This window comes from Blautia sp. AF19-13LB (genome assembly GCF_003479105.1).
Lineage (GTDB): Bacteria > Bacillota > Clostridia > Lachnospirales > Lachnospiraceae > Fusicatenibacter > Fusicatenibacter saccharivorans.
Genome location: NZ_QUGO01000028.1, coordinates 1 through 25,348, shown reverse-complemented (window position 1 = coordinate 25,348; position 25,348 = coordinate 1). Strand labels below are relative to the sequence as shown.

Annotated in this window: 27 protein-coding genes, 4 pseudogenes and 1 riboswitch; of the genes and pseudogenes, 5 read left to right on the top strand and 26 right to left on the bottom strand. The window is 45.5% G+C overall.

Going from position 1 to position 25,348, the window contains the following annotated elements; all coding sequences use genetic code 11:
• The first annotated feature begins 194 nt into the window (after positions 1–194).
• Both bsh and DWX32_RS17910 read left to right on the top strand, forming a co-directional pair.
• Positions 195–1,169, top strand: a complete 975-nt coding sequence (gene bsh / locus DWX32_RS17915; RefSeq protein ID WP_055219508.1) for a choloylglycine hydrolase — start codon at positions 195–197, stop codon at positions 1,167–1,169.
• Positions 1,170–1,398: 229 nt separating this feature from the next.
• On the top strand, positions 1,399–2,352 hold the full coding sequence (locus DWX32_RS17910; RefSeq protein ID WP_118660752.1) for a tRNA dihydrouridine synthase: 954 nt from the start codon (positions 1,399–1,401) through the stop codon (positions 2,350–2,352).
• A 326-nt stretch (positions 2,353–2,678) separates the two neighbouring features.
• On the opposite strand, the gene DWX32_RS17905 is transcribed toward DWX32_RS17910, so the two are convergent.
• From DWX32_RS17905 to DWX32_RS17890, 4 genes are all read right to left on the bottom strand, one after another.
• Complete coding sequence (locus DWX32_RS17905; protein ID WP_055227650.1) at positions 2,679–3,455, bottom strand: GTP pyrophosphokinase; 777 nt, start codon at positions 3,453–3,455, stop codon at positions 2,679–2,681.
• Between the two features lie 82 nt (positions 3,456–3,537).
• Positions 3,538–4,239 carry a response regulator gene (locus tag DWX32_RS17900; RefSeq protein ID WP_022461465.1) on the bottom strand — a complete coding sequence of 234 codons (702 nt, stop codon included), beginning with the start codon at positions 4,237–4,239 and terminating at the stop codon, positions 3,538–3,540.
• Complete coding sequence (locus DWX32_RS17895) at positions 4,232–4,540, bottom strand: sensor histidine kinase (protein ID WP_243037626.1); 309 nt, start codon at positions 4,538–4,540, stop codon at positions 4,232–4,234. Before DWX32_RS17895 ends, DWX32_RS17900 begins: the two co-directional genes overlap by 8 nt.
• Positions 4,541–4,671: 131 nt before the next feature.
• Positions 4,672–5,190: a DUF4118 domain-containing protein gene (locus DWX32_RS17890; protein WP_118640203.1), complete on the bottom strand. Its 519-nt coding sequence runs from the start codon at positions 5,188–5,190 to the stop codon at positions 4,672–4,674.
• Between the two features lie 173 nt (positions 5,191–5,363).
• Between DWX32_RS17890 and DWX32_RS17885 the strand changes: the two genes are divergently transcribed.
• From DWX32_RS17885 to DWX32_RS20300, 3 genes and pseudogenes are all read left to right on the top strand, one after another.
• Positions 5,364–6,263 (top strand): transposase, encoded by a 900-nt coding sequence (locus DWX32_RS17885; protein ID WP_243037625.1) that lies wholly within the window; start codon positions 5,364–5,366, stop codon positions 6,261–6,263.
• A 2-nt stretch (positions 6,264–6,265) separates the two neighbouring features.
• Positions 6,266–6,592: pseudogene (locus DWX32_RS20970) on the top strand (GGDEF domain-containing protein); the annotation flags it as partial.
• A gap of 5 nt (positions 6,593–6,597) precedes the next feature.
• Positions 6,598–6,819, top strand: a complete 222-nt coding sequence (locus tag DWX32_RS20300; RefSeq protein ID WP_369123060.1) for a diguanylate cyclase domain-containing protein — start codon at positions 6,598–6,600, stop codon at positions 6,817–6,819.
• A 63-nt stretch (positions 6,820–6,882) separates the two neighbouring features.
• On the opposite strand, the gene DWX32_RS17875 is transcribed toward DWX32_RS20300, so the two are convergent.
• The 22 genes and pseudogenes from DWX32_RS17875 to DWX32_RS20965 all read right to left on the bottom strand — a co-directional run.
• A complete protein-coding gene (locus DWX32_RS17875) occupies positions 6,883–8,058 on the bottom strand; it encodes a glycosyltransferase (RefSeq protein ID WP_117760761.1) in 1,176 nt (391 codons plus the stop codon).
• Positions 8,059–8,089: 31 nt separating this feature from the next.
• Complete coding sequence (locus DWX32_RS17870; protein ID WP_158579613.1) at positions 8,090–8,902, bottom strand: LicD family protein; 813 nt, start codon at positions 8,900–8,902, stop codon at positions 8,090–8,092.
• Positions 8,903–8,962: 60 nt separating this feature from the next.
• On the bottom strand, positions 8,963–9,652 hold the full coding sequence (locus DWX32_RS20645) for a response regulator (protein WP_147398508.1): 690 nt from the start codon (positions 9,650–9,652) through the stop codon (positions 8,963–8,965).
• Between the two features lie 94 nt (positions 9,653–9,746).
• Positions 9,747–10,673, bottom strand: a complete 927-nt coding sequence (locus DWX32_RS17860) for a hypothetical protein (protein WP_147398507.1) — start codon at positions 10,671–10,673, stop codon at positions 9,747–9,749.
• A 214-nt stretch (positions 10,674–10,887) separates the two neighbouring features.
• Positions 10,888–11,505: pseudogene (gene wecB, locus DWX32_RS17855) on the bottom strand (non-hydrolyzing UDP-N-acetylglucosamine 2-epimerase); the annotation flags it as partial.
• Positions 11,506–11,817: 312 nt separating this feature from the next.
• Positions 11,818–12,051 (bottom strand): Hpt domain-containing protein, encoded by a 234-nt coding sequence (locus DWX32_RS17845; protein ID WP_238061014.1) that lies wholly within the window; start codon positions 12,049–12,051, stop codon positions 11,818–11,820.
• 47 nt (positions 12,052–12,098) lie between these two features.
• On the bottom strand, positions 12,099–14,930 hold the full coding sequence (locus tag DWX32_RS17840; protein ID WP_117760755.1) for a transporter substrate-binding domain-containing protein: 2,832 nt from the start codon (positions 14,928–14,930) through the stop codon (positions 12,099–12,101).
• A 113-nt stretch (positions 14,931–15,043) separates the two neighbouring features.
• Positions 15,044–16,165, bottom strand: a complete 1,122-nt coding sequence (locus tag DWX32_RS17835; RefSeq protein WP_330421847.1) for an ATP-binding response regulator — start codon at positions 16,163–16,165, stop codon at positions 15,044–15,046.
• A 31-nt stretch (positions 16,166–16,196) separates the two neighbouring features.
• Positions 16,197–16,916, bottom strand: coding sequence for a CHASE domain-containing protein (locus tag DWX32_RS20640; RefSeq protein WP_243004545.1), 720 nt, complete (start codon positions 16,914–16,916; stop codon positions 16,197–16,199).
• A gap of 137 nt (positions 16,917–17,053) precedes the next feature.
• Positions 17,054–17,129, bottom strand: a riboswitch (cyclic di-GMP riboswitch).
• Between the two features lie 135 nt (positions 17,130–17,264).
• Positions 17,265–17,597 carry a helix-turn-helix domain-containing protein gene (locus tag DWX32_RS17825; RefSeq protein ID WP_173827298.1) on the bottom strand — a complete coding sequence of 111 codons (333 nt, stop codon included), beginning with the start codon at positions 17,595–17,597 and terminating at the stop codon, positions 17,265–17,267.
• A 264-nt stretch (positions 17,598–17,861) separates the two neighbouring features.
• The gene (locus DWX32_RS17820) at positions 17,862–18,014 is read right to left on the bottom strand and encodes a hypothetical protein (RefSeq protein WP_330418075.1); all 153 of its coding nucleotides are present in this window, start codon (positions 18,012–18,014) and stop codon (positions 17,862–17,864) included.
• Positions 18,015–18,018: 4 nt separating this feature from the next.
• Positions 18,019–18,435, bottom strand: coding sequence for a phage holin family protein (locus tag DWX32_RS17815; protein WP_055228659.1), 417 nt, complete (start codon positions 18,433–18,435; stop codon positions 18,019–18,021).
• Positions 18,432–18,770: a hypothetical protein gene (locus DWX32_RS17810; protein ID WP_055228658.1), complete on the bottom strand. Its 339-nt coding sequence runs from the start codon at positions 18,768–18,770 to the stop codon at positions 18,432–18,434. Before DWX32_RS17810 ends, DWX32_RS17815 begins: the two co-directional genes overlap by 4 nt.
• Positions 18,770–20,767 carry a hypothetical protein gene (locus DWX32_RS17805; protein ID WP_118660742.1) on the bottom strand — a complete coding sequence of 666 codons (1,998 nt, stop codon included), beginning with the start codon at positions 20,765–20,767 and terminating at the stop codon, positions 18,770–18,772. Before DWX32_RS17805 ends, DWX32_RS17810 begins: the two co-directional genes overlap by 1 nt.
• Positions 20,768–20,841: 74 nt before the next feature.
• Positions 20,842–21,216: a hypothetical protein gene (locus DWX32_RS17800; RefSeq protein WP_118595134.1), complete on the bottom strand. Its 375-nt coding sequence runs from the start codon at positions 21,214–21,216 to the stop codon at positions 20,842–20,844.
• A gap of 44 nt (positions 21,217–21,260) precedes the next feature.
• A complete protein-coding gene (locus DWX32_RS17795; RefSeq protein ID WP_055228656.1) occupies positions 21,261–22,169 on the bottom strand; it encodes a radical SAM mobile pair protein B in 909 nt (302 codons plus the stop codon).
• A complete protein-coding gene (locus tag DWX32_RS17790) occupies positions 22,157–22,846 on the bottom strand; it encodes a radical SAM mobile pair protein A (protein WP_117509300.1) in 690 nt (229 codons plus the stop codon). Before DWX32_RS17790 ends, DWX32_RS17795 begins: the two co-directional genes overlap by 13 nt.
• A complete protein-coding gene (locus DWX32_RS17785) occupies positions 22,843–23,280 on the bottom strand; it encodes a radical SAM mobile pair system MarR family transcriptional regulator (protein WP_007884694.1) in 438 nt (145 codons plus the stop codon). The genes DWX32_RS17790 and DWX32_RS17785 overlap by 4 nt, the downstream gene beginning before the upstream one ends.
• Positions 23,281–23,397: 117 nt before the next feature.
• Positions 23,398–24,003 carry a TetR/AcrR family transcriptional regulator gene (locus DWX32_RS17780; protein WP_055228654.1) on the bottom strand — a complete coding sequence of 202 codons (606 nt, stop codon included), beginning with the start codon at positions 24,001–24,003 and terminating at the stop codon, positions 23,398–23,400.
• A 28-nt stretch (positions 24,004–24,031) separates the two neighbouring features.
• Positions 24,032–24,385, bottom strand: a complete 354-nt coding sequence (locus DWX32_RS17775) for a dihydropteridine reductase (protein WP_118660740.1) — start codon at positions 24,383–24,385, stop codon at positions 24,032–24,034.
• A gap of 134 nt (positions 24,386–24,519) precedes the next feature.
• Positions 24,520–24,882: pseudogene (locus tag DWX32_RS20780) on the bottom strand (hypothetical protein).
• 262 nt (positions 24,883–25,144) lie between these two features.
• A pseudogene (locus DWX32_RS20965) lies at positions 25,145–25,279 on the bottom strand (phage tail tape measure protein); the annotation flags it as partial.
• Between the last annotated feature and the right edge of the window lie 69 nt (positions 25,280–25,348).

Sequence of the window (25,348 nt, the reverse complement as noted above, 5' to 3'; positions counted from 1 at the left end):
AAGATATCTAATCCATTTCGGAATAAATATCTTCTGCTTTTAAGTTAATGACATTGTGCAAAAGCAGGGTTTTGTCTCCACTCTGAAGGATCCTTTTTTATACTTTTTTCATATTTTTCTCCTGTTCGTTCCTCCGCTTCTGTGCTATGATACCTTATAGCAATGACAAATCATCCATCGAAAGGAGTTTTTCTATGTGTACAGCAGCAACCTATCAAACACGCGACTTTTATATGGGCCGCACACTCGATTATGAATTTTCCTATGGCGACCAGATCACCGTTACACCTCGCAATTACCCGTTTTCCTTTCTTCATATGCCGTCCCTTTCCCATCACTATGCAATGATCGGCATGGCGTGTGTGATGGATGATTACCCGCTCTATTATGAGGCGTTCAATGAAAAAGGGCTTGGTATCGCCGGCCTTAATTTTGTAGGAAATGCCGTTTATTTCGATCCGAAACCGGAGAAAGACAATATCGCGCAGTTCGAGCTGATCCCGTGGATTCTCGGTACATGTGCTTCGCTTGCGGAAGCAAAAGAATCCCTCTCCCGTATCAATCTCATCAGCACACCTTTTAAAAAGAATCTTCCGCTCGCACAGCTTCACTGGATCATCGCAGATGCATCGGGTGCCATCACCGTGGAATCCACGGCGGACGGTCTGCATGTCTACGACAATCCGGTCGGCGTTCTGACAAACAATCCGCCGTTTCCAATGCAGATGTTCTCACTGAACAATTACCTGCATCTGTCACCGAAACAGCCGGCCAACACATTTTCCAACCAGCTCGATCTTTCTACGTACAGCCGCGGCATGGGTGGCCTCGGACTGCCGGGCGACCTCTCTTCTGCTTCCCGCTTTGCACGCGTGGCGTTTGTAAAGCAGAACTCGATCTCGGGAAACAGCGAAACGGAAAGTGTCAGCCAGTTTTTCCATATTTTAAATTCTGTTGACCAGCAGAGAGGATGCTGTGAGGTGGCGGACGGAAAGTATGAGATCACGCTCTATACTTCCTGCTGCAATGCGACGCAGGGAATTTACTATTATACGACGTATGACAATCATCAGATTTCTGCGGTTGATATGCACCGCGAGAATCTCGATGGCGAAACGCTTCGCTGCTTTGCGCCGGTGACGGGCGAGCAGATCCATATGCAGAATTAGAAAAATCCGGTACAGAAATCTTTGAGGACCCCTCAAAAAAGATTCTGTATCGGATTTTTTCTACATCTCATCACATATTGTAAAACAGACGTCGCACCGGCTTCTTCTTTTAACCTCTTACTTGTTTAGTAGATATTATTTTACTTTCATTTTTTTCTGTCCCTTCCGGCAGTTTTATGATACACTTTTCGTATTGGAAAACCGATTTTTTTGAAAGGATTTTATCATCATGCAATTTTATCTCGCCCCGATGGAAGGGCTGACCGGATATGTGTACCGGAGCGCCTACCACAAATATTTTCCGGCGGCTGACCGTTATTTCACGCCATTTATTACAAATAAAAAGATGAGCTCCCGCGAGCGCAATGACATTCTCCCGGAGCATAACGAAGGGATGACGGTGCTCCCGCAGATTCTCACAAACCAGGCGGAGGACTTTCTTTCTCTGACAAAAGAACTGAAGGAGTACGGCTACGATACCGTCAATCTGAACCTTGGCTGTCCGTCCGGCACGGTTGTCGCCAAGCGGCGCGGCTCCGGACTGCTTGCGTGGCCGCATACACTCGATGCATTTCTCGATGAAGTCTTTTCGTCCTGCGACTGCCGGATTTCCATCAAGACAAGACTTGGCACAACCGACACCGATGAGTGGGAGACGCTGCTTGCGATTTATGACAAATATCCGCTGGAAGAGCTGATTATTCATCCGCGGATTCAGAAAGATTTCTACAAATATACGCCGCGCATGGAGTGTTATCGGACAGCATATGAAACGAGCCGCCATTCGCTCTGCTACAATGGGGATCTTTTCTCAACCGCTGATTTTCAGAAGCTCTGCCATGATTTTCCCTTGACGGAAAAGGTCATGCTCGGCCGCGGGGTGCTGCAGAACCCCTGGTTGATCGGGATGCTGCGCAGTACAGATCCTGCCAGCAGTGAAAATTTAGCTCCGGCAGATAAGGAGCTGCTGCGCGCATTCTGCGAAGATCTCTGTGCCGGCTATGCGCGCGTTATTTCCGGGGATAAAAATGTCCTGTTTAAATTAAAGGCACTGTGGATTTACCTCGGAACATCGTTTACGAATCCCCAGAAGTATCTGAAAAAGATCAAAAAAGCAAATCGCCTTGCCGAGTATGAAGAGGCCGTTGATTCGCTCTTTCGGGAACAGGAGCTGATTTTTTAACCGAATCGAGCCGCGCAAGCCGCTTATGAACCTTCGCTTGATTTTTCCATCCTGTTCCGCACAGATAAAATTGAACCGCGTCTGATCAACGAAAACACAGCTCTCATCCTTTTCTCTTACCACACCGAATGCATCCGCCGTGAGGATGGCACTTCGTACGGCATCCGCGGACTCGAGACACAGGTCGCCGTCAAAGAGGACGAGAAATGGAAATTGCAGCATATTCATTATTCGAAAGAAGCATGAGCAAAAATACGCCGCAGATCTGATCCCTAGACCTGCGGCGTATTTTTATGCTCTTTTTCTCCAACTCCCAAATCCGTTCTCTATTTCATCGGCAGCATTGCAAGCGTATCGCACTCTTCCTCTTCTGCTTCCTCTGCAATCAGATTCCGGATATTCTGCATACGGTTATCCAGCTCCGCGCTCTGTCTTGCGCAGTCGTAGAGTTCATCCTGCAGATATTTGACATGATTTTCGGGAATATTTTTCTTGTAGCGCATCTTGTGCTCCAGACTCGCCCAGAAATCCATCGCGATCGTACGGAACTGTACTTCCACGTAAACCAGTTTCTTTGTATCCTGTAAAAAGATCGGCACCTGAACGATCAGATGAAGACTGCGGTAGCCGCTCTCCTTCGGATGCTGAATATAGTCCTTCCGCTCAATCAGCGTAATGTCATCCTGTTTCAGAAAACTGTCTGCCAGCTTATAAATATCGCTTGGAAAAGAACAGATCACGCGCACACCGGCGATATCGCGGATATTTTCCTCGATAGACTCCAGTGTGACCGGGATGTCTTTCACGCGGATTTTCCGCATAATGCTCTCATACGATTTGACCCTTGTTTTGATTCCTTCGATCGGGTTCTGGTCATAGGAAAGCGAGTATTCCTGATTCAGCACCCGGAACTTTGTCTCGATTTCCATAATGGCGCACTGATAATACGACATCAGAAGATCGAACGGCTTTTTGTTCTTCTGCATCATCTCAATAAACTCATCCGATAAAAGATTCTGCTTTACAAATTCATCCCGTTTTGTCCCAATCAGGTTTTTTCCCTGTTTTTTTATTTCCTCCAGTACTTCGAGGTTTTTCATCATCCGTTTTTTCGTCCTCCCAAAACTGCGTTCTCTGTCCTTTATGCTATCATTTTAGGCCTGTAAAGTCAAATTTTTTCTTCTTTTACTCTACCTTCAGCATCCGGTAGCCAACCCCGATATGCGTCTGGATATACTGCGTCTGCTCTCCGTTCTTTTCCAGCTTTTTCCGAAGCGTCGCCATGAAAACACGGAGGGAAGCGATATCATTCTCCCAGCTGCTTCCCCAGATTTTCTGTGTGATAAACGTATGCGTCAGCACCTTCCCTGCATTCTGCGACAGCAGGCAGAGCAGCTTGTATTCGATTGGGGTCAGATGAAGTTCCTCTCCGTCAAGATATGCGCACCCCGCTGCGTACTCGATCCGCAGTGCGCCATTTTCAAAGACAGCCGACTGGACTCCATTTTCTGCCTGCATCTGGGACAGACGGCGCTGTGTGACTCGAAGGCGGGCCAGCAGTTCCTCCACAGAAAACGGTTTCGTCAGATAATCATCCGCTCCTGCGTCCAATGCCTCGATTTTATCGCTGTCCTCACTTCTTGCACTGATTACGATAATCGGCATATTCGACCAGCTTCGAATCTTTTCAATCACCTCTACGCCATCAATATCCGGCAGGCCAAGGTCGAGCAGAACAATGTCGGGATTATGTGTGGATGCCTCCATAATGGCACCCGCACCGTTCTTTGCAGAAATATACTTATAATCGTGTGTTTTTAACGTCGTAGTAATCAGGTTGTGAACCGGCGTATCATCTTCCACAACCAGAATTAATGTCTTATTCATTCAAATTCACCTCACTGAGCGGCAGGTTAAACCAAAAGCAGCAGCCCTGTGGATCGCAGTCATAAAGTGCTATCTCCCCGCCGTGCGCATTTACAATCGAACGGCAGAGTGCCAGTCCAAGGCCAAGGCTTCTGCGGCTGTCGCTTACTTTATTTTTCCCGGAATAGAACATCTCAAACACATGCTCTCTGGACTCTTTTGGAATCCCGGGGCCGTTGTCCTCCACCGCGATCCAGATATTTTTCTCCTCTTTTCTGGCTGTCGAGAACCCACTGAATGATTTCCTGTTCCCTTGGGTCAAAGATTTTTTCCGTCTTTCCTCCTGTCTGCGCGCTGTAAAGTGTTCCGCGGACAATTCTGCTCTCCTGTGCCCCTGCCGGTGCGGCCGTCAGATCCCTTCCCAGCAGTTTTACAAGCTTTGTCGCTGTAATATCAAAAATCTCCGACGCATCCTCTGCCTTCTGCAGAAGCTGGCTGGTATTGAAAAGAAGGTTCTGTCAGGAAGTAGTTAAACAGCACTACACTGATCACAGAACTGATTACGCTGCAGGTATAACCGCTGGTCAGAATGGACGTCATCATAACGCCGACCAGATATATGGTAATGATATTGGAATCCGGAATGATATGGATTTCCAAATCCGGCACCAGATCGGTCAGCCGTTCGGTCCATCCCCTTCTCTTTCGAAAAAATCCCTGATCCATCATGCTTTTTCCAATGACAATCCGCGTTACTTCGGAAATTCTCGCATATTCTGCAATCTGCAGGGCAATGTCCTCGCTGTGCGTCGTTACAATCTCCGCCCCGCTCTGTTCTGCCAGGCGGATATGCTTCTGCAGCCTTGCCTGATCCTCCGGCGTTTTCTCTGCCGGTTCCGCGGTCTGCACATACAGTGCTGTAAAATTAGCACCAAATGCCCGGGCCATCTGTGCCGCAGTCCGGATAAACACTCAAAAAGGACACCTTTTATTGTATAATTATGTTACCCCACAAACATACGAAAGAAGGTGTCCTTAATGAAAAATTAGCATTGAAGAAACTGCTAACTTATATGAAAAGTGTATACAAAATTCCACAAAAAATCAAGGGTTTATCCGATGAAAGAAAAAGAAAATCCATCCCGTTGTTTAATATTGTTATGCCAGTGCTGATTTTCCTGATGCTTCAGTATGAAAGTTTTCACACCATTTTTTCAGCGCCGGAAAGCATGGAGAAACGACTGAAAAACTGTATCCGTGGAAAAATCCCAAAAGTTGATGCAGTCAGGGATCTTCTTTCCCGGATTGATCCAAAAGAAATCGAGGAAATTCACGCGCAGACGATTGATGTTCTGAAACGCAACCGCGTATTTCGGGAAGGAACCATAGGCGGATATGTTGCGGCAGGTATTGATGGGATGGAATTATTCAGCAGTACAAAAAAGTCCTGTCCAGACTGCCTGAGCCGGAAGAACGGGACGGGGAAGACAAAATACTTTCATCGAAGTGTGGTATGTATGACGGTAGGAAAATCGCCGCATGTGATCTTTGGGCAGGAAATGCTGAAACCCAGAGATGGTTCAGAAAAAGATGAAGGGGGACTGACAGGAGCGAAAAGGCTCATCCGGCGTTTAAAGAAAAGGCATGGTCATTTCGCAGATGTGATTGTGGCGGATGCACTGTACCTGAATGCCCCGTTTATCAATACTTTGAAAGAATGCGGTTTAGAAACGGTAATCCGTCTGAAAGATGAAAGAAGGCTTCTGTTTCAGGATGCGGAAAGCATGTTTCAGCGGGACGAGGGGAGAAAAAGGAGCTTCAGGAAGGGAAAAAAGAGTATTGAAGTCTGGGATCTTTCCGGATTTGAGATAGACCTGGACGATATCTTAAGCGGACTGAAATACGAGGACGGCCACTACGATCTCGTGAGTCTTTCCGACAAGGATTATCAGAAAAACTGGATGTCCAGATTGCCTGCTGGGATAAACCGAAAAATGAAATTCAGAAGGTCAGATCCGGAGAAAACGGAACGGCGGATCTGGTAGACATGAGAGAGACGTATTTCCAGATGGCAGATGAAACGGTTGCCGCAGTCAAAGTTTCCCGTGCCAACCGCCAGCTGGAACAGAAAGCCTACATCGACCTTCACACGGGACTGCCGAACAAGAGCAAGTGCGAAGAGCTGTTCCACAATGTGGAATTCATCAAAACTCCTACCGCCTGTATCGTCTTTGACATGAACAACCTGAAACGCGTCAACGACAGCCTCGGCCACTCCATCGGCGACCAGCTGATTCTGAACTTTGCCCGGCTGCTGCGAAACTCGATTCCCGCGAAGCATTTCGTAGGAAGATACGGCGGCGATGAATTATGGCGGTCATCTATGATGCAACCCGCGAAAGCATCACAGAAATCCTCACAGAGCTTCAGAACGAAGTCGAACAGTTCAACAGCTACGGAACCCAGTTCCGCATCAGCTATTCCCACGGCTGGGCACTTTCCACCGATTACAACGAATGTACGCTCCGCACGCTGTTTGACAAAGCAGATAAATATATGTATGAAAACAAGCAGCAGAGCAAGCAGGGACGCCAGGACTAAAGAAACGCCGGAACCGGAAATATCTTATCGCCGGTTCTGGCGTTTTTTCTTGCTGTTTCTCTTTTATTTTTTTGCAAACGCTTCTATCTGCGCATATCCCGCTGAAAAATCAATGGGTTCCTCCCGCAGCTTCTTTCTGACCGCATCGCGTCCTTCCTGATCTGCCAGCACTTTCTGGATTTTATCGGCAAACTGCATCACATCCAGCGGACAGAGATATCCGTTTTCCCCATCCCGGATCTGCTCGCGCATGGACGGAATATCGGAAGCGATGATGACCTTCTGCAGGCTTCTCGCCTCTACAATCGTAATCGGATAGCCTTCGTGACGGGACGGCTGGAGATACAGGTCGCAGGATTTTACGTACGGCGCAGGATTTTCGCGCATTCCGAGAAAAATAATTTCCTGCTCCACCTGATATTCCTTTGCCATGGTCCGCAGCTTGTTCAGATCTCTTCCATCACCGATGATGAACCATTTGAAGCGAAGTCCCCGTTTTTTCAGCTCCGCCGTAATCTGCACCGCAATATCATATCCTTTTTCTTCCGAAGCTCTTCCCACCGTCAGAAATTTCAGCTCTCCTGTGTACTGCGGATCGCTAAGCGGCTCCTCACTCCGTCTCTGCACCTGTTTGATGTCAATGAAATTCAGCAGAACCTCTGTCCGGTCCGCGAGTTCCGGAAAACGGGCAATGACCTGTTTTCGGACAGGCTCGGAAACACAGTAAATTTTATCATACTCCGGAATAAAGTCCCTGGTCCGGAACAGCCACCAGAGATTTTCTCCGTGGAACCAGACCGCTTTTTTCCGCGCATTCGTCTTTCTGGCTCCGAATGCGGTTGTGAACGCACCGAATCCGAAAAAGTCGAAAACAAGATCGTATTGTTTTGTTTCCGGCTCCACACACTCCAGAATCCGTTCATACAGTTTTCCATACCGTTTCTTTCCATACACGACGCGCATCAGAAATACGCCCATTCCTCTGGCATAGAAAGACCGTTCTGCCGGTGTCTCCCGTTTTCCCACAATCCGTTCCAAAGCCGGATGCGGTTTTTTGTTCCAGATCATCTGGCGCACTTCCACTTCCTTCGGAATCCGCTCCAGCAGAACGCCTCTTTTTTCGACCAGAAGAAGCGTTACATCTTCTTTTTTCTCCACCAGTTTCTGCAGCAGCGCTGCCATGGCAACTTCCGTTCCGCCCATGTCCATGGTACGTCCCAGCACCAGTATTTTACTCATTGCTTACCTCTCATCTGCTTTTTTCTCTGTTCTAACGCCAGTAGGCATCTCCCACATGCGCAGGATGACGCTGATCCTCCGGCGGAAGCTGATGGTAATCGCCGTACAGGGTGTGAAGATACGTCTCATATCCCGCCGGGGCATTGATCAGATGGCCTTCAAACGGAAGGCGCACGATCTCTTCGATCGCTGTTTTGGGAATCGCGTCCGACTTGCGGTAACCGCCGCACTGGCAGGCCACCCACTTTGAGTCCTCCGCGCGGTACTTTCTGCACTCTTTTTCCATCTCGCGCAGAATCCGCTCTTTTCCATAGCATTTCCGGATCGCCCATTTGCACCATTTTGCGAAACTTCCTTTGTTTCCTTTTAAGGTCTGGCGGTAGGTGCGGAATGCATTCATCCGCTGGCTTTCCAGAAACAGCAGCTTTTTCCAGTGACGGTCGTACTCCGGTGTATCTTTTTCCGGCAGTCCGTCAAACGGGAAAATGTCGACGAAAAGACCGGTATCCACAGCTCCTGCCACGTGCTCCACAAGACTCGTTCCGGTGTGTACCAGCTTTCCGTATGCCAGTGTGAAACCCTTTGTATTATGAAAATTCATGACGCGGTACGGTGTATCCGTTTCGCTGTTTACAATCTGTTCCAGTTTTTCATAATCCGCTCTCGGCATCCAGACATCCACATCATCATCCCACGGAATGAACCCCTGATGCCGGATCAGCCCGAGCAGAGTTCCATCTGCTGCAAAATAGATCAGGTGATGTTTCCGGCAGACTTCATCCAGATACAGTAATATTCCAAGCGCAATCTCCTGTTTTTCTTTTAATTCTGTAATTTTACGCATAACGGCATTGCCTTTCTGTTTTGTTTTTCCCATCCATTATAAACACTCTGCCGGATTTTTTCAATTTAAAGTTCCTGCCGCTCCGGCGCCCGTCTGAAGATTCCACACTGTTTTTATCAGTACCTTCATATCCACCAGTTTTACTATGTGTGCGTTCATGCCCGCATTGAAGGCATTCTGCACATCTTCTGAAAATGCGTTGGCTGTCATCGCAAGAATCGGGATTTTCTTTGCCAGCGGGTGGCTGCTGTTCCGGAATTTCGTCACAAAGAGAACCGATGCCAGGATCAGAAGCAGAATTACTGCCAGAATCCTCAGCTCCTCGACAGCGGTATCCTCGAACATCTTCGTTCCGTTGCTGTCCACCACATACGTCGTGCTCTGGTTGCTGAATGCACTGCTTCTGAAATACGGTGCCATCTCCTCCATCGAACGGATCAGAATAAAGTGTGTGATGATACTGCCGTCGACCACCAGCTGGCTCTGCAGTTTTCTGGCAAATACCATCTGGTTTTCATTGGTGATCCAGTCCGATGTCAGAAAGCTTTTGATATCCGCATCCTGCAGATCTTTAGATCTGTACCACACGCCCTGCAGACCCTCATCGGAATAATAGTATCCTTCCTGGTTCACGGCAATAAACTGGAGGTTTTCATGCGTGGAGCTTAATTCTTCCTCACGTTTTTTCAGAAATTCACACAACCGGCGTTTTACTTGATTACAATCAGATTCGGGTTCTTTGGGCTTCATCAACATCCGCAAACTGCATATTGCAAATATGCTGTTTTGACAGGCACTATTTTTGAAAATTGCGATAGTATTCGTTTATTCACTCTGCACAAGATCATATACATGGTATAAATGCTGTTTTTATTTTTCTTTCATATAATCCATACAATTTCTCGCATTCCATGCATATCCATCCTGCTTCGCCTGTATATAGCGGATATTTTCGTTCCTTACAATATTCTGTTTCATAATTTCCTACTAATTCCACAAGGTTATTGATATCCCTCATCTGCGCAGCAGCCATTCCTGTCATTGCCCACAAAAAGCCAGTTCTTTTTTTATTCAGTTTCTGCCACTGAAACCTTTCCGTAAACTGATCATATAATACCTTTTGCTTTTTCTTCTCTTTTACCGGAAATTCATAAATCAGCGGATAAATCTGAGCAACACCATCCGGATAAAATTCTGTCTGATGATACCGATCACTGTTTCCGATAATTCTCCATCTTTGATTCGCATCATCCCAGAATATCTTTTCTATCTGTTTCTGTATCTTTTTACGAATTTCACTGATCGCCTGCGTATCTTCCAGTCCTGCAAGTTCCAATTCGTACAGGCCTTTCCATACTTCCAGATTATCCATCAGATAAACTGTTGTGTTTTCTTCTGAAACCTGTGTAATTCCATCCTGCATCAGGCTTTGAATCTTTTTTAATGCAAGGCTGATTCCATTTTTCCAGGATTCCGGCAGGTCTGTACTTTCTGTCTTTTCCAGATATTTTCCCATAAGAAAAAGGTACATACCAAGATATCCGTCTTCGGAATCAGCCTTTTCTTTATAAATAAGTTCCCCACCCTCTTTCCTGTAGATTCCCATTTTTCCATCTGTTTCCAGCAAAACCCCAGTATGCCAGTCCAGATACCTGCCAACAGCTTTTTGCTCTGTTTCAGTCATGGGGCAATTCTTTGTTTCTGCCAGAAGCCCCAGTGCAGCCATACATGCAAAGTATGGATTAACATCTCCGGCTTTACTTCCATTCATATAGATTTCGCCTTCAGGGCCCTGATTCTCAAGGATCCACTTTTTTTCTCTGGTCAGGACGGTTTCCAGCCATTCCTGCCGGACAGATATTTCTTTTCTCAGGTTCTGATAATAAGCAAACATAAACACAATGCACACAGTTATGCAAAATATAATAAGTCCCATCACATTCTTTCGATGTTTCACTTTTCTTTTGCATTGGCTCTGCTTATGCTTATGCATCTATATCCTCCAGGATTTTTCTGATTTTGATACTTGCAGTCCCATCACCATAAGGGTTTCTAGCCTCACTCATTTTTCTGTATGTCTCCGGCTCTGTAAGAAGCCGCCTGCATTCTCTGTAAATATCCTCCATCTTCGTGCCTACAAGCTTTAAGGTTCCTGCTTCCACACCTTCCGGACGCTCTGTTGTATCCCGCATGACCAGTACCGGTTTTCCCAGTGCAGGAGCTTCTTCCTGAATTCCGCCGCTGTCTGTCATGATCAGATAACTGGCTTTCATCAGGTTATGGAATTCCACCACATCCAGTGGTTCGATCAGGTGTATTCTCTCGCATCCACCAAATTCCTCATCTGCGATCTTCCTGACCTGCGGATTCAAATGTACAGGATAAATAACCTTCACATCTGTAAATTCTTCCACGATCCTGCGTATAGCCCGGAACATATCACGCATGGGCTCTCCCAGATTCTCCCTTCTGTGTGCTGTTACAGCAATCAGTCTGCTGCCTTTTGCCCATTCTGTTTCCGGATGATAAAAATCACTTCGCACCGTATAGTGCAAAGCATCAATTCCTGTATTTCCTGTGATAAAGATCCGCTCTGGATCTTTCTTGGGCAGATGTGGAAACAGGAAAAACAACTAAACATATCATTGTGCAAAATATAAAATAACAAGATTTGAAATTTCTTATATTCTGTACTAATTTGCACTTCTTCATCTTTCTCCCACCCTCCGGGCTACAGTTGCTTGCTTGCTTGCTTGCTTGCTTGCTTGCTTGCTTGCTTGCTTGCTTGCTTGCTTGCTTCCAGATTTTAATTTTACATTCATTAATGTTCAATACCCCCACAACATTTTTATAAATATCTTTGCGACAGCTTCTGCTGTACTTTTACTATAATTATACTCTACAGCCAACTTGTGTCAATTTACTAACAGACGGTCAAAGGAAAGATTCTGACACACCCCTTTCAATGTGTGCGCACTGCGGAAAGCATCTTCATAATTTTTATTTTCCAATGCCTGTTTTAACTGTAGATAACTCTGGTCTTCAAGGAACTTTAATGTAAATCTCTGAATCAGTGCTTCGCTGTGAAGGCGTCCCAAAACAGCCTCATAATTTCCTCCGATAGCTTTATAGCACTCCTGCATTGTCATCTTTTAGCCCTCCTGTCAATTGTATTCCACTAATTCATGAACCTCTGCTAATCATTATGAACATACCTTAAAATCGTTTTTATAACTTCCTCAATCACAATCGGCTTTGACAAATGTGCGTTCATTCCTGCATCCAGTGATGCCTGAACATCTTCTGCAAATGAATTGGCTGTCATTGCTATAATAGGAATGTTTTTTCCATCCGGTCTGTCATTCATCGCCCTGATTGCTTTTGCCGCTTCATAACCATTCATTTCAGGCATCATGATATCCATCAGGATTACATCAAATGTGCCTTTCGGATGATTTCTGAAAATCTCAACAGCATTCTTTCCATCCACAGCTCTTTCTACATTCATCCCGAACTCTTCCAACTGCACGGCAGCAATCTCTGCATTCAGTTCATTATCCTCTGCAATAAGAACATTCACACCTGTAAGATTTACCTTTTCAGAAAAACCTGTGTCTGACTTATTACATTCCTTATCTGTAATTTCCAGAGGAATATCCACAGTAAAAGTAGTTCCCTCATGCTTTTTACTCCGCACGGAAATGGTTCCACCCATCATATCTACATACTTCTTTACGATAGCCATCCCCAGTCCAGCTCCATGGTACTGCGTTCTCACATCGGAATCTTCCTGTGCAAATTCCTCAAAAACTTCTTTTGTAAATTCCTCACTCATGCCAATACCAGTATCCGAAATGCGGTAATGCATATTTATATATCCATCCCCGCCCTTTTCCTGACACCGGGTTTCAAATGTAATCGTCCCTCCATCCGGAGTGAACTTCACGGCATTGCTCAGAATATTAACCAGCACATCTCGCAGACGTACAGGATCCACAAGTACATTTGGGATCTTTGCTTCTTCACGCTGGATCTTAAAGCTGATATCCCTGTTCGTAAGAAAACCTTTTGTAATATCCAGTGCAGAATCTGTGATACTTTTCAAATCTGCCGGTACCGGATTGTATTTCACTTTTCCACTTTCCACGCGAGTCAGATCTAATACATCATTGATCAGCGACAGTAAATACTCTGAACTTTCATCAATCTTTTCCAGACAATTTTTCACTTCGTCTGAAGGATTTTTTTTCATTGCAATACCGGTAAATCCCATGATTGCATTCATCGGTGTTCTCATATCATGGGACATATGTGACAGAAATGCTGTTTTTGCCTTGTTTGCAGCCTGCGCATGCTCTGCCAGTTCCGCCATTTCCTCAGCCGTCTCCTGGGCTGCCTTCTGAGCTTTTTTTCTTGCACTGAGACGCATTGCTATCACAGCCATAGTAGTCAGCAGCCATCCGAAAATAAGAAGAACCCAAACAGTAACAACAGGATGCAGACGGATCCAGTCAACAAATGTCAGATCTGCTGCTTTGTATGTGGTATACCGTGCTGCTATATCTTCGACAAGATTTTGGGGCATGGCATACATTGCTTTCGTCAGGATGCCAGCCAGTGCATGATTCTCTGTTGATGATATTACCATGCGGTAGGTGTATGTAGGCTGTTCCAGCAAAGTATATGTCAGGGTGCCTGTGGTGTCACTATTCACAAACGCCTGTGCCATGTAATAGTAGACGAAGGCAGCATCGGCTTTTCCCTTACGGACAGCCTCCATCATTTCCTGTCGGGTACTGCACATCAGTTTTTCTGCGCCTGGTGCCATTGCATCTTCAATGGAATTTGATGCTGTCTGGTCAACCGTAGTAACAACATTGATTTTTCCATCAAAGTCACGCCGTGTCACCCTTGCCAGCTGCATTGTAATGAAAGGTGCAGTAAGCCCCCATTTTTTCGTCTCAGCATAGTTATCTGTTTCCAGGCGTGCATCGATACTCATATCTGTGGTTTCCGTATTTTTCTGATAAGCAATATACTCATCTCTGGTAGCAGGTGTAAGAAACTCGTAGGAAATCCCGGCATAGTCTGCAATTTTCCGGAAGTAATCCGGGATAATACCCTTCATCTCACCATTTTCATTATAAGAATATGGATAACGGGTCGGATCACACAGAACATGAAGCGGGTTGTCCTTGGAATATTGTGCAATAATACTTTTTTCTTGCTCCGTATATTCCAGATTCTTATTTTCTATGCTTTCATAATTTTTATTGTAAAGCGTCGTTTTCCAGTCACCCTCAACCGCATTCATCTGATCGATCGCATAATTGATCTCATTCAGCAATTCTGTATTGCCCTTTTTAACAATGACATAGAAATCGCTGCTGCCAAATTTATCCACGATTCGCTCATTGTTTGTTTTTCTCAGAGAACTGGTAACAATCGCATCAACTTTTTCGCTCTGAAGGGCTTCCTCCATCTCTGCGGTCGTATCAAAATAAGATGGAACATATGTAAATTCTTTGTTGTCTGCAAAATCCGCAAACTCTTCATTCCGGGTGTTTCCGTTCAAAAGCGCCACACGCATACCGTTGTAAGTGCTGTAATCGCCGTCCACAATCGTGCTGTTGTCACTGCGGACGGTCAGCATCCCATAATTGGTTCCGATCGGACGTGAAAAATCAAACTTTTCTTCTCTGTCCGGTGTTTTGCGGGCAGATGTTACCATGTCAATCTCGCCATCTTCAAGCATCTGCTGCATATCATCCCAGCTCTTATCATATCCGACATATTCGTAATCTACATCCCAATAACGGGCCATCAGCCGAAGAAAATCATAGCCATACCCACTGCGGTTGCCTTCTTCATCCATCACATGATAACCATCCATGGCAAAGAAACCGACTTTGACAGTTTCATGCTGCGAACTGTCCTCGGCTGCATATGCAGTCTGGGGAGAAAATATCATACACACGCATACAAAAGCCAGTAATACTGCCACATATTTCTTTGCTCTCGAAATCATATTAAATCTCCTGTCTGTCTGTCTGTCTGTCTGTCTGTCTGTCTGTCTGTCAAATATATTTCTCTATACATCTCTTTGTCAACCTTCTGATTTAATAAAATTACACTACTGTATCAAAACCATTTGTCACTGTTCAATGCCCTGCGGTTCGGTGCCCCCCCGCCGGATTTTATGCTTCTGATTGTCTTTTCCAGTACTTTCATCTCAACTGGTTTTGAAACGTGTGCATTCATACTAGCTGCCAGGGAATGTTGAATATCCTCGGAAAATGCATTCGCAGTCATGGCAATGATCGGAATCGTCTTTGCCAGTTCATGGGAGCTTCTGCGGATTGCCTTTGTTGCCTCATAACCATTCATAACAGGCATCTGCACATCCATCAGGATCATGTCATAATCCCCCGGAGCAGACTGTTCAAATGCTTTCAAAACCTCTTCCCCATTTTCACAGATGGTACATTCTGCACCTTCAATCTTTAACAGTTCCGTCAGGATCTCAGCATTCAGCTCATTATCCTCTGCACACAGGAACCTCATTCCCTGCAGAATATTACCATCCTGCTCATCTGTGTCTTCTTGTGCCGCCAGAGCAACTGTTCTATCCTCTGCAATTCTCAGCTCTATGAGAACCTCAAAACAACTTCCCTGTCCCAGTTCACTCTCCACATCAATGGTACCTCCCATTGCTTCAACCAGATTTCTGGTAATAGCCATTCCAAGACCGGTTCCCTGGATCTTATTCGTCACAGAATTTTCGGCACGGGTAAAAGCATCAAAGATTTTATCTTTGAAATCTGCTGACATTCCTATTCCATTATCCCTGACTAAGAAACGGTACTTTGCATAGACGGATGAATTTGTTTCACATTCTTCTACCAGAAACTGAATTTCTCCACCTTCCTGCGTGTACTTCACTGCATTAGAAAGCAGGTTGCTGAAAATCTGCATCAGGCGAAGCTGATCCCCGTTCACCCACTCATGTCGGATATTTTTCTTTGTTGTAAGAATCTGTTTCTTTTCATCTATCTGTGAATGAAATAGATTATTGATTTCCTGTATAAAATTCAGAATAGAGAAATCATCGTATTTAAAAACTGTTTTTCCTGCCTCAATTTTGCTCATATCCAGAATATCATTAATAATCCCTAACAGATGCTGGGATGAAATATCTATTTTATCTGCATACTCTATTACTTTATCTTTATTTCCTGCATCATGTCTTATTAATGACGTCATACCAATAACTGCATTCATAGGAGTACGTATATCATGTGACAGGATCAATCATTTCCACAACTGAGCCATACACTTCTTCGTATGTTTCATCCCACGGTGCAATACTTTTAGACAACTTATATTCATAGCTAAAATCGGTAAGTGACTTTATAGAATCAGCGAATATATCCGGTACACGAATAATTACAATTGTAAATCCCCAAAATGTCCTTTCGCCATTTTTCTGCTCCACATACACCGGATTTCTTACAGCAATCCCCGTTCCACCCTGTTTCAAAGAAAATGGTCCCTGCATGGTTATCACATCATTGTCTCTGGCATAACAAGATATCTTTCCTCGTTCTTTATCATGAATAAGATCTATCTTTCCAGCCTTATTTCCGTCTTCCGGATAAATCTCAGTCACTACGCCGTCTGGTGCGATCTGAATACTCTGGACATAATCTGCCATCATATTCTCCGCAACTTTCGAGAACATGGAAATTTTTCCGTTTTCACTAATAACAATCTGTTCAAAAGTATTTGTAATATCAATTCCCCTCACGATATCAGCCTTCATATGATCTGCATACGTTACTGCGTTTAATTCAGCTCTTGACCTTATCAAATCCCTTTGACTGCTATCCGCACGAATGCCTATATTCACCAGAACAACCAAACCGATCATCAATACAAATACCGGTATCCATAACTCTTTTTTTATCCTAAATGTATTTTTTTGTTCCTGTGCTGACTTAATTTTCTTCCACATAACCGATTTTCTTTACACCTGCGTTTTTATCTACTTCATTTTTATATTTTAGCAGCCACCAATTATTGCCTGTTTTAGTTTCTTTTTAATCTCCAAAAATGAAAAAAGCATTGTCATTGCAGACAATGCATCTTTAACGTGGCAACTGGCTACCATTTTACAGGCCCTATAGCTTTGCGTCGCAGACTTTCATCTGTTTTGCCGTTTTTCTTATTATAGCTTTTAAACATATGAAAAAAAACTGGTTTTATTATACTCTAATGCTCGACTATGTACAAGAAAAACATTACCGTTTTAACGCCTAAAAACAAAAGAAGAACAGCCGATACATATACTCGAACTGTTCTCCTACTTCCGAAGTCCACGCAGCATTGACATTACTGTTTCCTGCTCATTTGTACTCAGATTGTTCCATATCCTTAAAACTTCTTTCTGTTTTTCTGTCAGATTCTCTGAATTACCTTCCTGAAAAAACTGTGATAATGTCACGCCCAAAGCTGCACATATTTTTTCAAGTGTAATCAGCGACGGCAGGTTTTCCTGCGCCATGATTCTTCCCAGTGATGACTGGGAAATTCCCGACAGCTGCGATAATCTATATTTACTGATATCACACTTTTCACACAAAGATGTTATTTTATCCGCAATATACTTCTCTATCTGCAAGTAACTATACCTCATTTCCGCTATTACATGTTCTTATTGTACCTGTAATAATGAAAAAATATTAGTAATCAACTTTGCAAGTATTCATTCCCATTATAGGAAGTATACGGATAAAAAAATATAAAGATACTTTCGTTTCCGCAAAAGTCATTTTCGCTTATATCGTTTTTATAATAGCACAGACAGTTATGTTTGTCACATAAAAGTTTGAAACCTCAAACAAAAAAATAAGCCTGCCATCATCCGCAGATTTCTCCACAGACAACAGCAGGCTTCCTACTATCTCATCAACTCATTCACTTTTCTCTGCACTGCCCCATAATCATATCCCGCAGCCTGCAGTCTCTTCTTTCTGTCCCCGCCGTTCCCCCACTTTCCGGCAATGACTTCCTTTGCTACAGTTTCCACACTCTTTTTGTTGCTACTTTTCACCAGCTCATTCCCCATCCCCCTTTTCACTTCTGTCATGCAGCTGTTCCAGCACCTCTTTCACCTTCTGCGGAATCGGCAGCCCCAGATGCCCTGCATTCTCCAGCAGACTCACACCCTCATTGGAAATATAGAAAAAGATCACCGCTGTCCTCAGCACGGATCCGTTCCCGATCACAGCCACATCCAGAATATTTGCCATTCCCACCAGCAGAAAGATCAGCACCTTCCTGCAGATCCCCCGGAAGCCCACTTCACTGGAAAGCGTATGGTCCGCAAAAGCACACATCACCCCGGTCAGGTAATCAATCACCACAAAAGCGACCAGTGCATACAGAAGCCCGTCACAGCCTCCCATAAACCAACCCAGCCATCCGCCTACAGCCATAAAAACCATCTGAATAAAGTTCCAAAATTCCTTCATGCCAGAATCCTCCTCCCATGAAAAAAGCAGCTCCCATTTCTGAGAACTGCCGTAAGCAGGTTCTTCCCCTGCTCGTAAATATGATCCGCCTTTTCTTCCAGCACTGCCGGAAACAGCAGGATCCCGCCGATCATGTTCGGGCAGATGGGAAGCAGCGTCCCGTTCCACAAAACAGAATTGTCATACTCCCCGCTGGCTTTCAGATAAATCCCCATGGGATTCAGCCCCAGAATATTATTCACTGCCTCCGTGATCATGTTCGTCTCCTGAACTGTCTCCACCGCACCCGTATTCGTATCGGTCAGTTCAATGACCATTTCACCTTTCAACTTCATCACACACCCTCCATTTCTACCGGCCTGCAGAAACCGCTGATTCCCGCTCTCTCAGCAAAATACACTTCAAATCCTCTGTTCACCGTCTCCTTCATCTGCATGGACAGCGATTCCCGGAAACCATTCACATCCAGTCCTCCGCCAATGGCAAATCTCGTGGTATAATCCTCCACCTCAAGCTTTCCGTCCCAGGCTTCCCCAGCCGCCATTGCCTGTCCGCTGACAGAAGCAATGCAGTCTCCCACATCAACCGTACCGCTGCCATACTCCATCCAGAGATACACATTGAATATATTCGTATAATTGGCAACGATCTTCTCAATGGGATAATACAGCGACAAAATATGTTTCCCGGAATGCCAGGTCTCCACCGGACAATGCTCCACAATCTCCTCATTATTAAATTCAAAGACCACATGGCAGACCGCCTGTCCGTCCTCCTGCCACTTCACCGGCAGGCTCACATCCACAGAAACCTCCGAACCACTCCCGGTTCCGGATCCGAAATCCGAGCCACCAGCGACATCATCCGTACTCCCTGTATTCTCATTCCCAGAAGTATTTCCAACTTCATTCCCTGCCGCATCATTTTCAGAACTTCCTGCATCCGATGTCTCCCCGGTTCCATCAGAACCACCCGTACCACTTCCAGTTCCACTGCCGCTTCCGCCCGGAAATGGAATCACCACAGTCCCGGAAGCCTCCGCAGACCGTTCCACCGGATCCGCAGCCACATCCACAACAACCTGCGCAAAAAACTGCATGTGGTTTTCCTCAGAAGAAGCAAACTGGATACTGATCAGCTTCACCTTCGTCTGCCCGATCTCATGCGCGGAAGCATTGGTAAACGTATGGATCCCGATCTTCCCGGTCTTCGCATTGTCTTCAATCTGATTCAGCAGTCCCGAAATATTCTTGTCATTCCTTGACTTCGCCTGATCCAGCCTCGGGTTCTTCCCCACACATTTCAGGCTCTGCTTTCCCCCGATTTTCTGTCTGATGGAAGTGATACAGGTGATCTGTCCCTCATCCGCCTGTCCTCCCGCAAATGTCAGCACATCCCCTGGATCCAGGGCAGGGTTCCCGATGGTATCCGAATCAAACGGCACATACCGGATCACAGACAGATCTGCCAGGATATTCCTGCACAGCATCTCCCTGGTCTCCTTTAACCCAAACTGCAGAAGCGGGTTCACACCCAGGTTCATGGTCAGCCCATTATCCGGATCCAGAGCATAATACTCTGCAATCTGCGTCTGCTTGTTGGTGGAACTCACTGCCGTGTATCTGGTAATAAAATCCGAAAAGCTGGAAGAAAACCGGTGTCTCTGCTCCACCTTCATCACAGGATCCTTCCCGTACTTTCTCAGTTCCAGCTTTCCCTCCCTGTTAATAATAAAGAAACCTCCCAGAACCTGTGCCACATAAAACAGCACATCCCGGCAGGTCTCAATATCATTTTCAGTATAAACAGAAAGCGTCACCCCGCCATTCGGCATGGCATCAATCTCCGCCCTCTTATTCGCAAACTCCACTTTACACCGCTTACAGCACAAAGCAATAAAATCATAAGCAGTCCCCACAGTCTCAAACCCGTTGAAACTCTTATCAAACCGCAGCATAAAATCATAGGCTTTCAGTTCCAGGCACTTTGCCAGACAGTTCGCCTCACTGACCTCAAAAACTCCCATCGGCACATCTTCCACCGAATCATCCGCCAGCACCAGATGAAACACCAGCGTCACCTGAGCATCCTCCAGCGTATACCTGTCAATGTCACTCAGAAGCGTGATCCCCATCTCCGCCGCATACACCGTCCCCAGTTCAATTTCCGTGCTTCCACAGCACTGCCTGGAAATATACCCGGAATCCTTCACAATCTCCTTCGCCCCGAACTCATACGTCATTCCGCCTCTGGTAACGATCGTACCCGTCCAGTAATATTTTCTTGTATTGCTCTTCACAGCTCTCAGAAACCCATCCGATACCGGATACATCCCGCCACCTCCATTTCCCCACGAAAAAAGCACCAGCCAACCAGGTGGCCGATGCCTTCGTAAATATAATCATTCTATCTGTTATAAGTCCAATGTTTCAGGTACCATTCATGCAGTTCTTCTGTTGTTTTACAGCAGTCTGCAATCTCTTTTCCCTGTGATATCCACTGACACGTTTCCCTGCGGAATGTATCAACATCCAAAGCATGAAATTTATATGTTCCACCCCGTCTGTGCATCACTTCATCATCACACTGGAACTCAAAATAATCATCCCCGTCCAAAACAACCTTTCCAGTCAGGTTCCACACCCCGGACCACGGAGGACCATCATCCCCTGGAACACAGAAGGACAGTCTTCCATCTTCCAGAATAACAGGAGCCACCGCAATATTTTTCATCTGCGGCATATATGGCTGTTCAAACCAATACGCTTTCCTCTCATCCATTTCTCTTCATCTCCATGATAGCCACCTTCCCTGCAAACTTGAAGTTAGCGATTTCTTTTTCCGGTATTCTCTGTCCCACGGATTTCCTCATGATAGAAATAATCTACGATCACCGGATGTCCCTGCGGGACTCTGCCATAAGGCATTTCATTATCCACAAAGGCACAATCATACTTCTTAGCCATTTTCTCAGCTTTTACTTCAAGTGCTTCAAAGTAGCTGCGGTTATGCTTGTTATAGATCTCGTCGTAAAGTGGTACAAGATCAGGATATTTTCCGGCGATATAATCCATAATTGTCTTTTTGAAACCGCCTCGAAGATTGAGATTTTCGAGCCAGAACAGATCGCATTGATCCTTTACCCGCTCAAAGATTGCTTCAAAATCTGTGATACTGGGGAATACCGGGGATACGAAACAGACTGTACGGATACCTGCTTCATATACCTGCTTCATAGCAGAGATACGGCGCTCAATGCTCGAAGCAGAATCCATATCGTTCTTGAAATTTTCATCTAGTGTGTTGATCGACCATGAAACGGTTACATGTCCAAGCTTCTTCAGCAGATCAATATCCCGTACCACAAGATCCGACTTTGTGCAGATCAGAATATCTGCGTCACTGCCGATCAGCTGCTCCAGAAGTTTTCTGGTATTCCCGAATTGCTCCTCCTGTGGATTGTAGCCATCTGTCACAGAACCGATGACCACCCGCTGTCCGGCATATTTCTTCGGATTTTTAATTTCCGGCCAATGCTTCACATCAAGGAAAGTGCCCCATTCCTCCTTGTGCCCGGTAAAGCGCTTCATAAAAGAAGCATAGCAATACTTGCAGGCATGTGTACAGCCCACATAGGGATTGACCGAGTAACCGCCTACCGGCAGACTAGACTTAGTCATGATGTTCTTTGTTTCCACCTCACGAATGAGGATTCCATTTATTACTTCTTCCATGATTTCTGTACCTCTAACACTTTATTAAATTCTTCCGGCATTTCCTGAATCATATTTTCATCCCCTATGATAGGGACAAGGTCTTCCTTCATAAACACCGGAATGCCGAGTGCGTGTGCCTGATCCGTCAGAGACCATGCCCATTCCGGCTCCGTATGAATCTTCCTGCTCTGAGCCCCGGTCATAGTGCCGACAACGATCCAGTTGATTCTGGAAAGGTCAACTGTACCGGGATCGTCGAATAACGGTTCAAAGCTAACATGGTAATGCTTTGCTCTGATGTTTTTCCGAAGGGCGTCGATACGCCACAGTTCGGCTTTCCTCGTCACCGTAACGCCAAACCATGCATTTTCCAGATCGGTATCAAAATCCAGCAGATCAGGTCGCTTGGTAAGGAACAGGAACTGATGCTGTGGATTTTCACGGATCTTTGCAAATACCTCGTCTCTCCATTCCGGCTTCCATCCGGAGAGATCGCTCATCCCAGTAAGAAGAAAGTTCTGCGGACGTTTCTTTTCCATCATCTTGAGCTTACCCGGAAAGAATTCAGGGTCAGCGAAGTCATCAATCATATGCCAGCGTTTCACGTTGTTGCGGGCATAGCAATATGTACACCCCACTGTGCAGCCAATGACGATATTCATGTTCTGAATCTGATCTTTGATACAAATACTCATGACTTCTGCCACTCCTCAAGATTCTTTCTGATGCGGTCGAGACATTCCTCAAACCGGATAATTTCTTCCTCTGAAAAACCTTTGTAGTAAATACTGCCCATCTCATCAGATACAGAATCGTACTCGCCCTTTAAGGCATGTGCTTTCTCAGTCAGAAACAGGAGTGTTTTCCTTTTGTCCGTTTCAGACTGAACACGGCTTATCAGCCCTTGATTTTCCATTCTTTCCAGCATCGTAGTAAGAGATGTTATCGCTAATCCGCATTTAGTCGAGAGTGACCTGATTGAGATACCATCCTCCTGCCACAGCACATAAAGAATACGTCCCTGGGCTCCATTAAACGCATCAATATTCTTTTCACTGAGAATCTTCTCAAAAATCCGGTCTCCAAGCTGTTTTATTTTGGTGACAAGAAATCCTCCATTCATTTCCATACAAAAGCTCCTATATAGTAGTTTATTAAAACATACTATATAGGAGCTTTATTGTCAAGCGTTTATATGTCTTAATAGGTAAATTCCGTTTTTTTCAATTCTCCAAACTTGAAATTGTCAAACAGCGTTCGGTGTTTCGCTTTGTGGAATTTTTACACACTGCTGAATCAAACCTGTAACATACGTAATGGAATCGGTGCAGTCGTTCTTGAGCCATTCTGAGATAATTGCCATCAGTCCCCGAATATAAAAGGCCATGATATAAGGTCGATCTTGCTGTAGTACACCGTAGCGGTCGAGAATCGGCGTAAACACATGACGGAACATCCTATCATAGCTTTTATCCATCCCCAACACCGCCGCATTTTCTGTTGCTGTGCGGAACAGTCGCTTGTTATTCTTAATGTAGCTGAGGTAAGGTGTTAAATAATCCGGCGTAATTAGATATAATTCATCCCTCGGGCAATTCCGCAGCTTTGTAGAAAAGGCATCCGAATCTTTCTCCATAGAAGCAAGAAATTGCTCGTTCATACGACCGACACTCTCCGAGAGCAGGTCTGACATCGTTTCATAGTGCAGATAGAAGGTGGAACGATTGACCCCTGCTACTTCACAGATTTCTTTGATTGTAATATACTCAAAATCCTTTTTTGCCAGAAGGGTCAGAAAGGCTTCGTCCATTCTGGCTGCGGTAGCAAAATATCTGCTTTCCGATCTATTCAATCTTTCTCACCTTCTTTCGTGTTATTGTTTACATCTCGCTGATTTCTTTTGCCAGTTCCATGATTTCAAAAGCGTATTTCTGCTTGCCCTGTGCCAGCAATTTTTTGTAGATGGGGTAATTAACGCCCATGCCCAGTAGCCCAATAATGCCGACAATCACGCCGAGGACAAACATAGTGATGCTACCGCTGCCGATGACCTTCATGGAAAGGCACATTCCAACACCGGCTACCAGCGCAGTGATAATGCCGAAGGTATAGGTAAAAACGGTTGCGGGAAGCTTGGCTTTTGCATCCAGTTTGCGAAGAGCAATCACCTTGGAGGTGTCCTTGAGTGCATATTCGTTTGCGAGTTGTTCTGCATAGATTTTATCTGTATTCATGGCTTGTTGCCTCCTTCATTTGATGGTTTTATTCTACCAGCAAAGAACGGGCAACGGAACAACACTGATGGCAGTTTGTGTTGAGTTCAGGAATTGTGCAAATTACGATTTGATGCTTCCATTATACCATTTCCCTACATCTCCTTCAACGTAAAACTCACCGTCCACAGCCCCTTATAACTGGTATCCTTTTTCAGCTTCGCCTTATACCCCGTCACATACATTTCCGCTGTTTTCATCCCCAGCGTCTCCACATCAAAATACTACACGCTGATCTTATCCTTCTTCGCATACCCCGCCAGCTTCTTCAACCACTTCGCCGTAACGGAAAACGACACCGGGATCCGCACCACACCATGCCGCACCACATCCCTCTGTGTTGTCCCTGCCTCTGTCTCACCGCCGGAATCCGCTTCCACATCCTCCAGCTCCACCTCATAAGAATCCGGAAGCGGCAGGTTCTCCCCGTCAAACACAAGATACTGAAAAAAAGCCATCCTATTATCTACCTCCGCTCCTCAGACTCATTCTCTGCTGTGCTGTCACAATCACCTCATCCAGCAGCTGGTTCCCCAGATAAACTGGAATCACCAGATCCCCCTGCTGTCCCTTCTGATCACCCAGCACCTCCTTCAGTGCCGCCACAATACCGGCTGTCAGATCCGCACCGCCGGATGTTCCCGTACCGGTAATCACACCGCTGTCTGCCGCGGCCATCTGCGGCGAAATTACCATATCTGCCGCCACTCCCGTCACCGGAAGCAGCTTCTCCACATCCCTCAGCTGGCTCTGCGTATTCCGGATTTCTGTATTAACCCCCTTTAAGGCGGTCTGCAATTTCGTGGTATCGCCGCCAATCTCGACAGTGATCCCCTGGATTCTGTTCCCTGCCATGCGGCTTCCCTGCAAATTCCGGCTCATCTGACCACGCATTCCGCTAAGAGCTGATCAGTCTTTCCGGAT

What these genes read in the sequence shown, in the direction of transcription:
- bsh (WP_055219508.1), top strand. Translation starts at nt 195, where the DNA reads ATGTGTACAGCAGCAACCTATCAAACACGCGACTTTTATATGGGCCGC.
- DWX32_RS17910 (WP_118660752.1), top strand. Translation starts at nt 1,399, where the DNA reads ATGCAATTTTATCTCGCCCCGATGGAAGGGCTGACCGGATATGTGTAC.
- DWX32_RS17905 (WP_055227650.1), bottom strand. Translation starts at nt 3,455, where the DNA reads ATGATGAAAAACCTCGAAGTACTGGAGGAAATAAAAAAACAGGGAAAA.
- DWX32_RS17900 (WP_022461465.1), bottom strand. Translation starts at nt 4,239, where the DNA reads ATGAATAAGACATTAATTCTGGTTGTGGAAGATGATACGCCGGTTCAC.
- DWX32_RS17875 (WP_117760761.1), bottom strand. Translation starts at nt 8,058, where the DNA reads ATGAGTAAAATACTGGTGCTGGGACGTACCATGGACATGGGCGGAACG.
- DWX32_RS17870 (WP_158579613.1), bottom strand. Translation starts at nt 8,902, where the DNA reads ATGCGTAAAATTACAGAATTAAAAGAAAAACAGGAGATTGCGCTTGGA.
- DWX32_RS20645 (WP_147398508.1), bottom strand. Translation starts at nt 9,652, where the DNA reads ATGAAGCCCAAAGAACCCGAATCTGATTGTAATCAAGTAAAACGCCGG.
- DWX32_RS17860 (WP_147398507.1), bottom strand. Translation starts at nt 10,673, where the DNA reads ATGAATGGAAGTAAAGCCGGAGATGTTAATCCATACTTTGCATGTATG.
- DWX32_RS17845 (WP_238061014.1), bottom strand. Translation starts at nt 12,051, where the DNA reads ATGACAATGCAGGAGTGCTATAAAGCTATCGGAGGAAATTATGAGGCT.
- DWX32_RS17840 (WP_117760755.1), bottom strand. Translation starts at nt 14,930, where the DNA reads ATGATTTCGAGAGCAAAGAAATATGTGGCAGTATTACTGGCTTTTGTA.
- DWX32_RS17835 (WP_330421847.1), bottom strand. Translation starts at nt 16,165, where the DNA reads ATGACGTCATTAATAAGACATGATGCAGGAAATAAAGATAAAGTAATA.
- DWX32_RS20640 (WP_243004545.1), bottom strand. Translation starts at nt 16,916, where the DNA reads ATGTGGAAGAAAATTAAGTCAGCACAGGAACAAAAAAATACATTTAGG.
- DWX32_RS17825 (WP_173827298.1), bottom strand. Translation starts at nt 17,597, where the DNA reads ATGAGGTATAGTTACTTGCAGATAGAGAAGTATATTGCGGATAAAATA.
- DWX32_RS17815 (WP_055228659.1), bottom strand. Translation starts at nt 18,435, where the DNA reads ATGAAGGAATTTTGGAACTTTATTCAGATGGTTTTTATGGCTGTAGGC.
- DWX32_RS17810 (WP_055228658.1), bottom strand. Translation starts at nt 18,770, where the DNA reads ATGAAGTTGAAAGGTGAAATGGTCATTGAACTGACCGATACGAATACG.
- DWX32_RS17805 (WP_118660742.1), bottom strand. Translation starts at nt 20,767, where the DNA reads ATGTATCCGGTATCGGATGGGTTTCTGAGAGCTGTGAAGAGCAATACA.
- DWX32_RS17800 (WP_118595134.1), bottom strand. Translation starts at nt 21,216, where the DNA reads ATGGATGAGAGGAAAGCGTATTGGTTTGAACAGCCATATATGCCGCAG.
- DWX32_RS17795 (WP_055228656.1), bottom strand. Translation starts at nt 22,169, where the DNA reads ATGGAAGAAGTAATAAATGGAATCCTCATTCGTGAGGTGGAAACAAAG.
- DWX32_RS17790 (WP_117509300.1), bottom strand. Translation starts at nt 22,846, where the DNA reads ATGAGTATTTGTATCAAAGATCAGATTCAGAACATGAATATCGTCATT.
- DWX32_RS17785 (WP_007884694.1), bottom strand. Translation starts at nt 23,280, where the DNA reads ATGGAAATGAATGGAGGATTTCTTGTCACCAAAATAAAACAGCTTGGA.
- DWX32_RS17775 (WP_118660740.1), bottom strand. Translation starts at nt 24,385, where the DNA reads ATGAATACAGATAAAATCTATGCAGAACAACTCGCAAACGAATATGCA.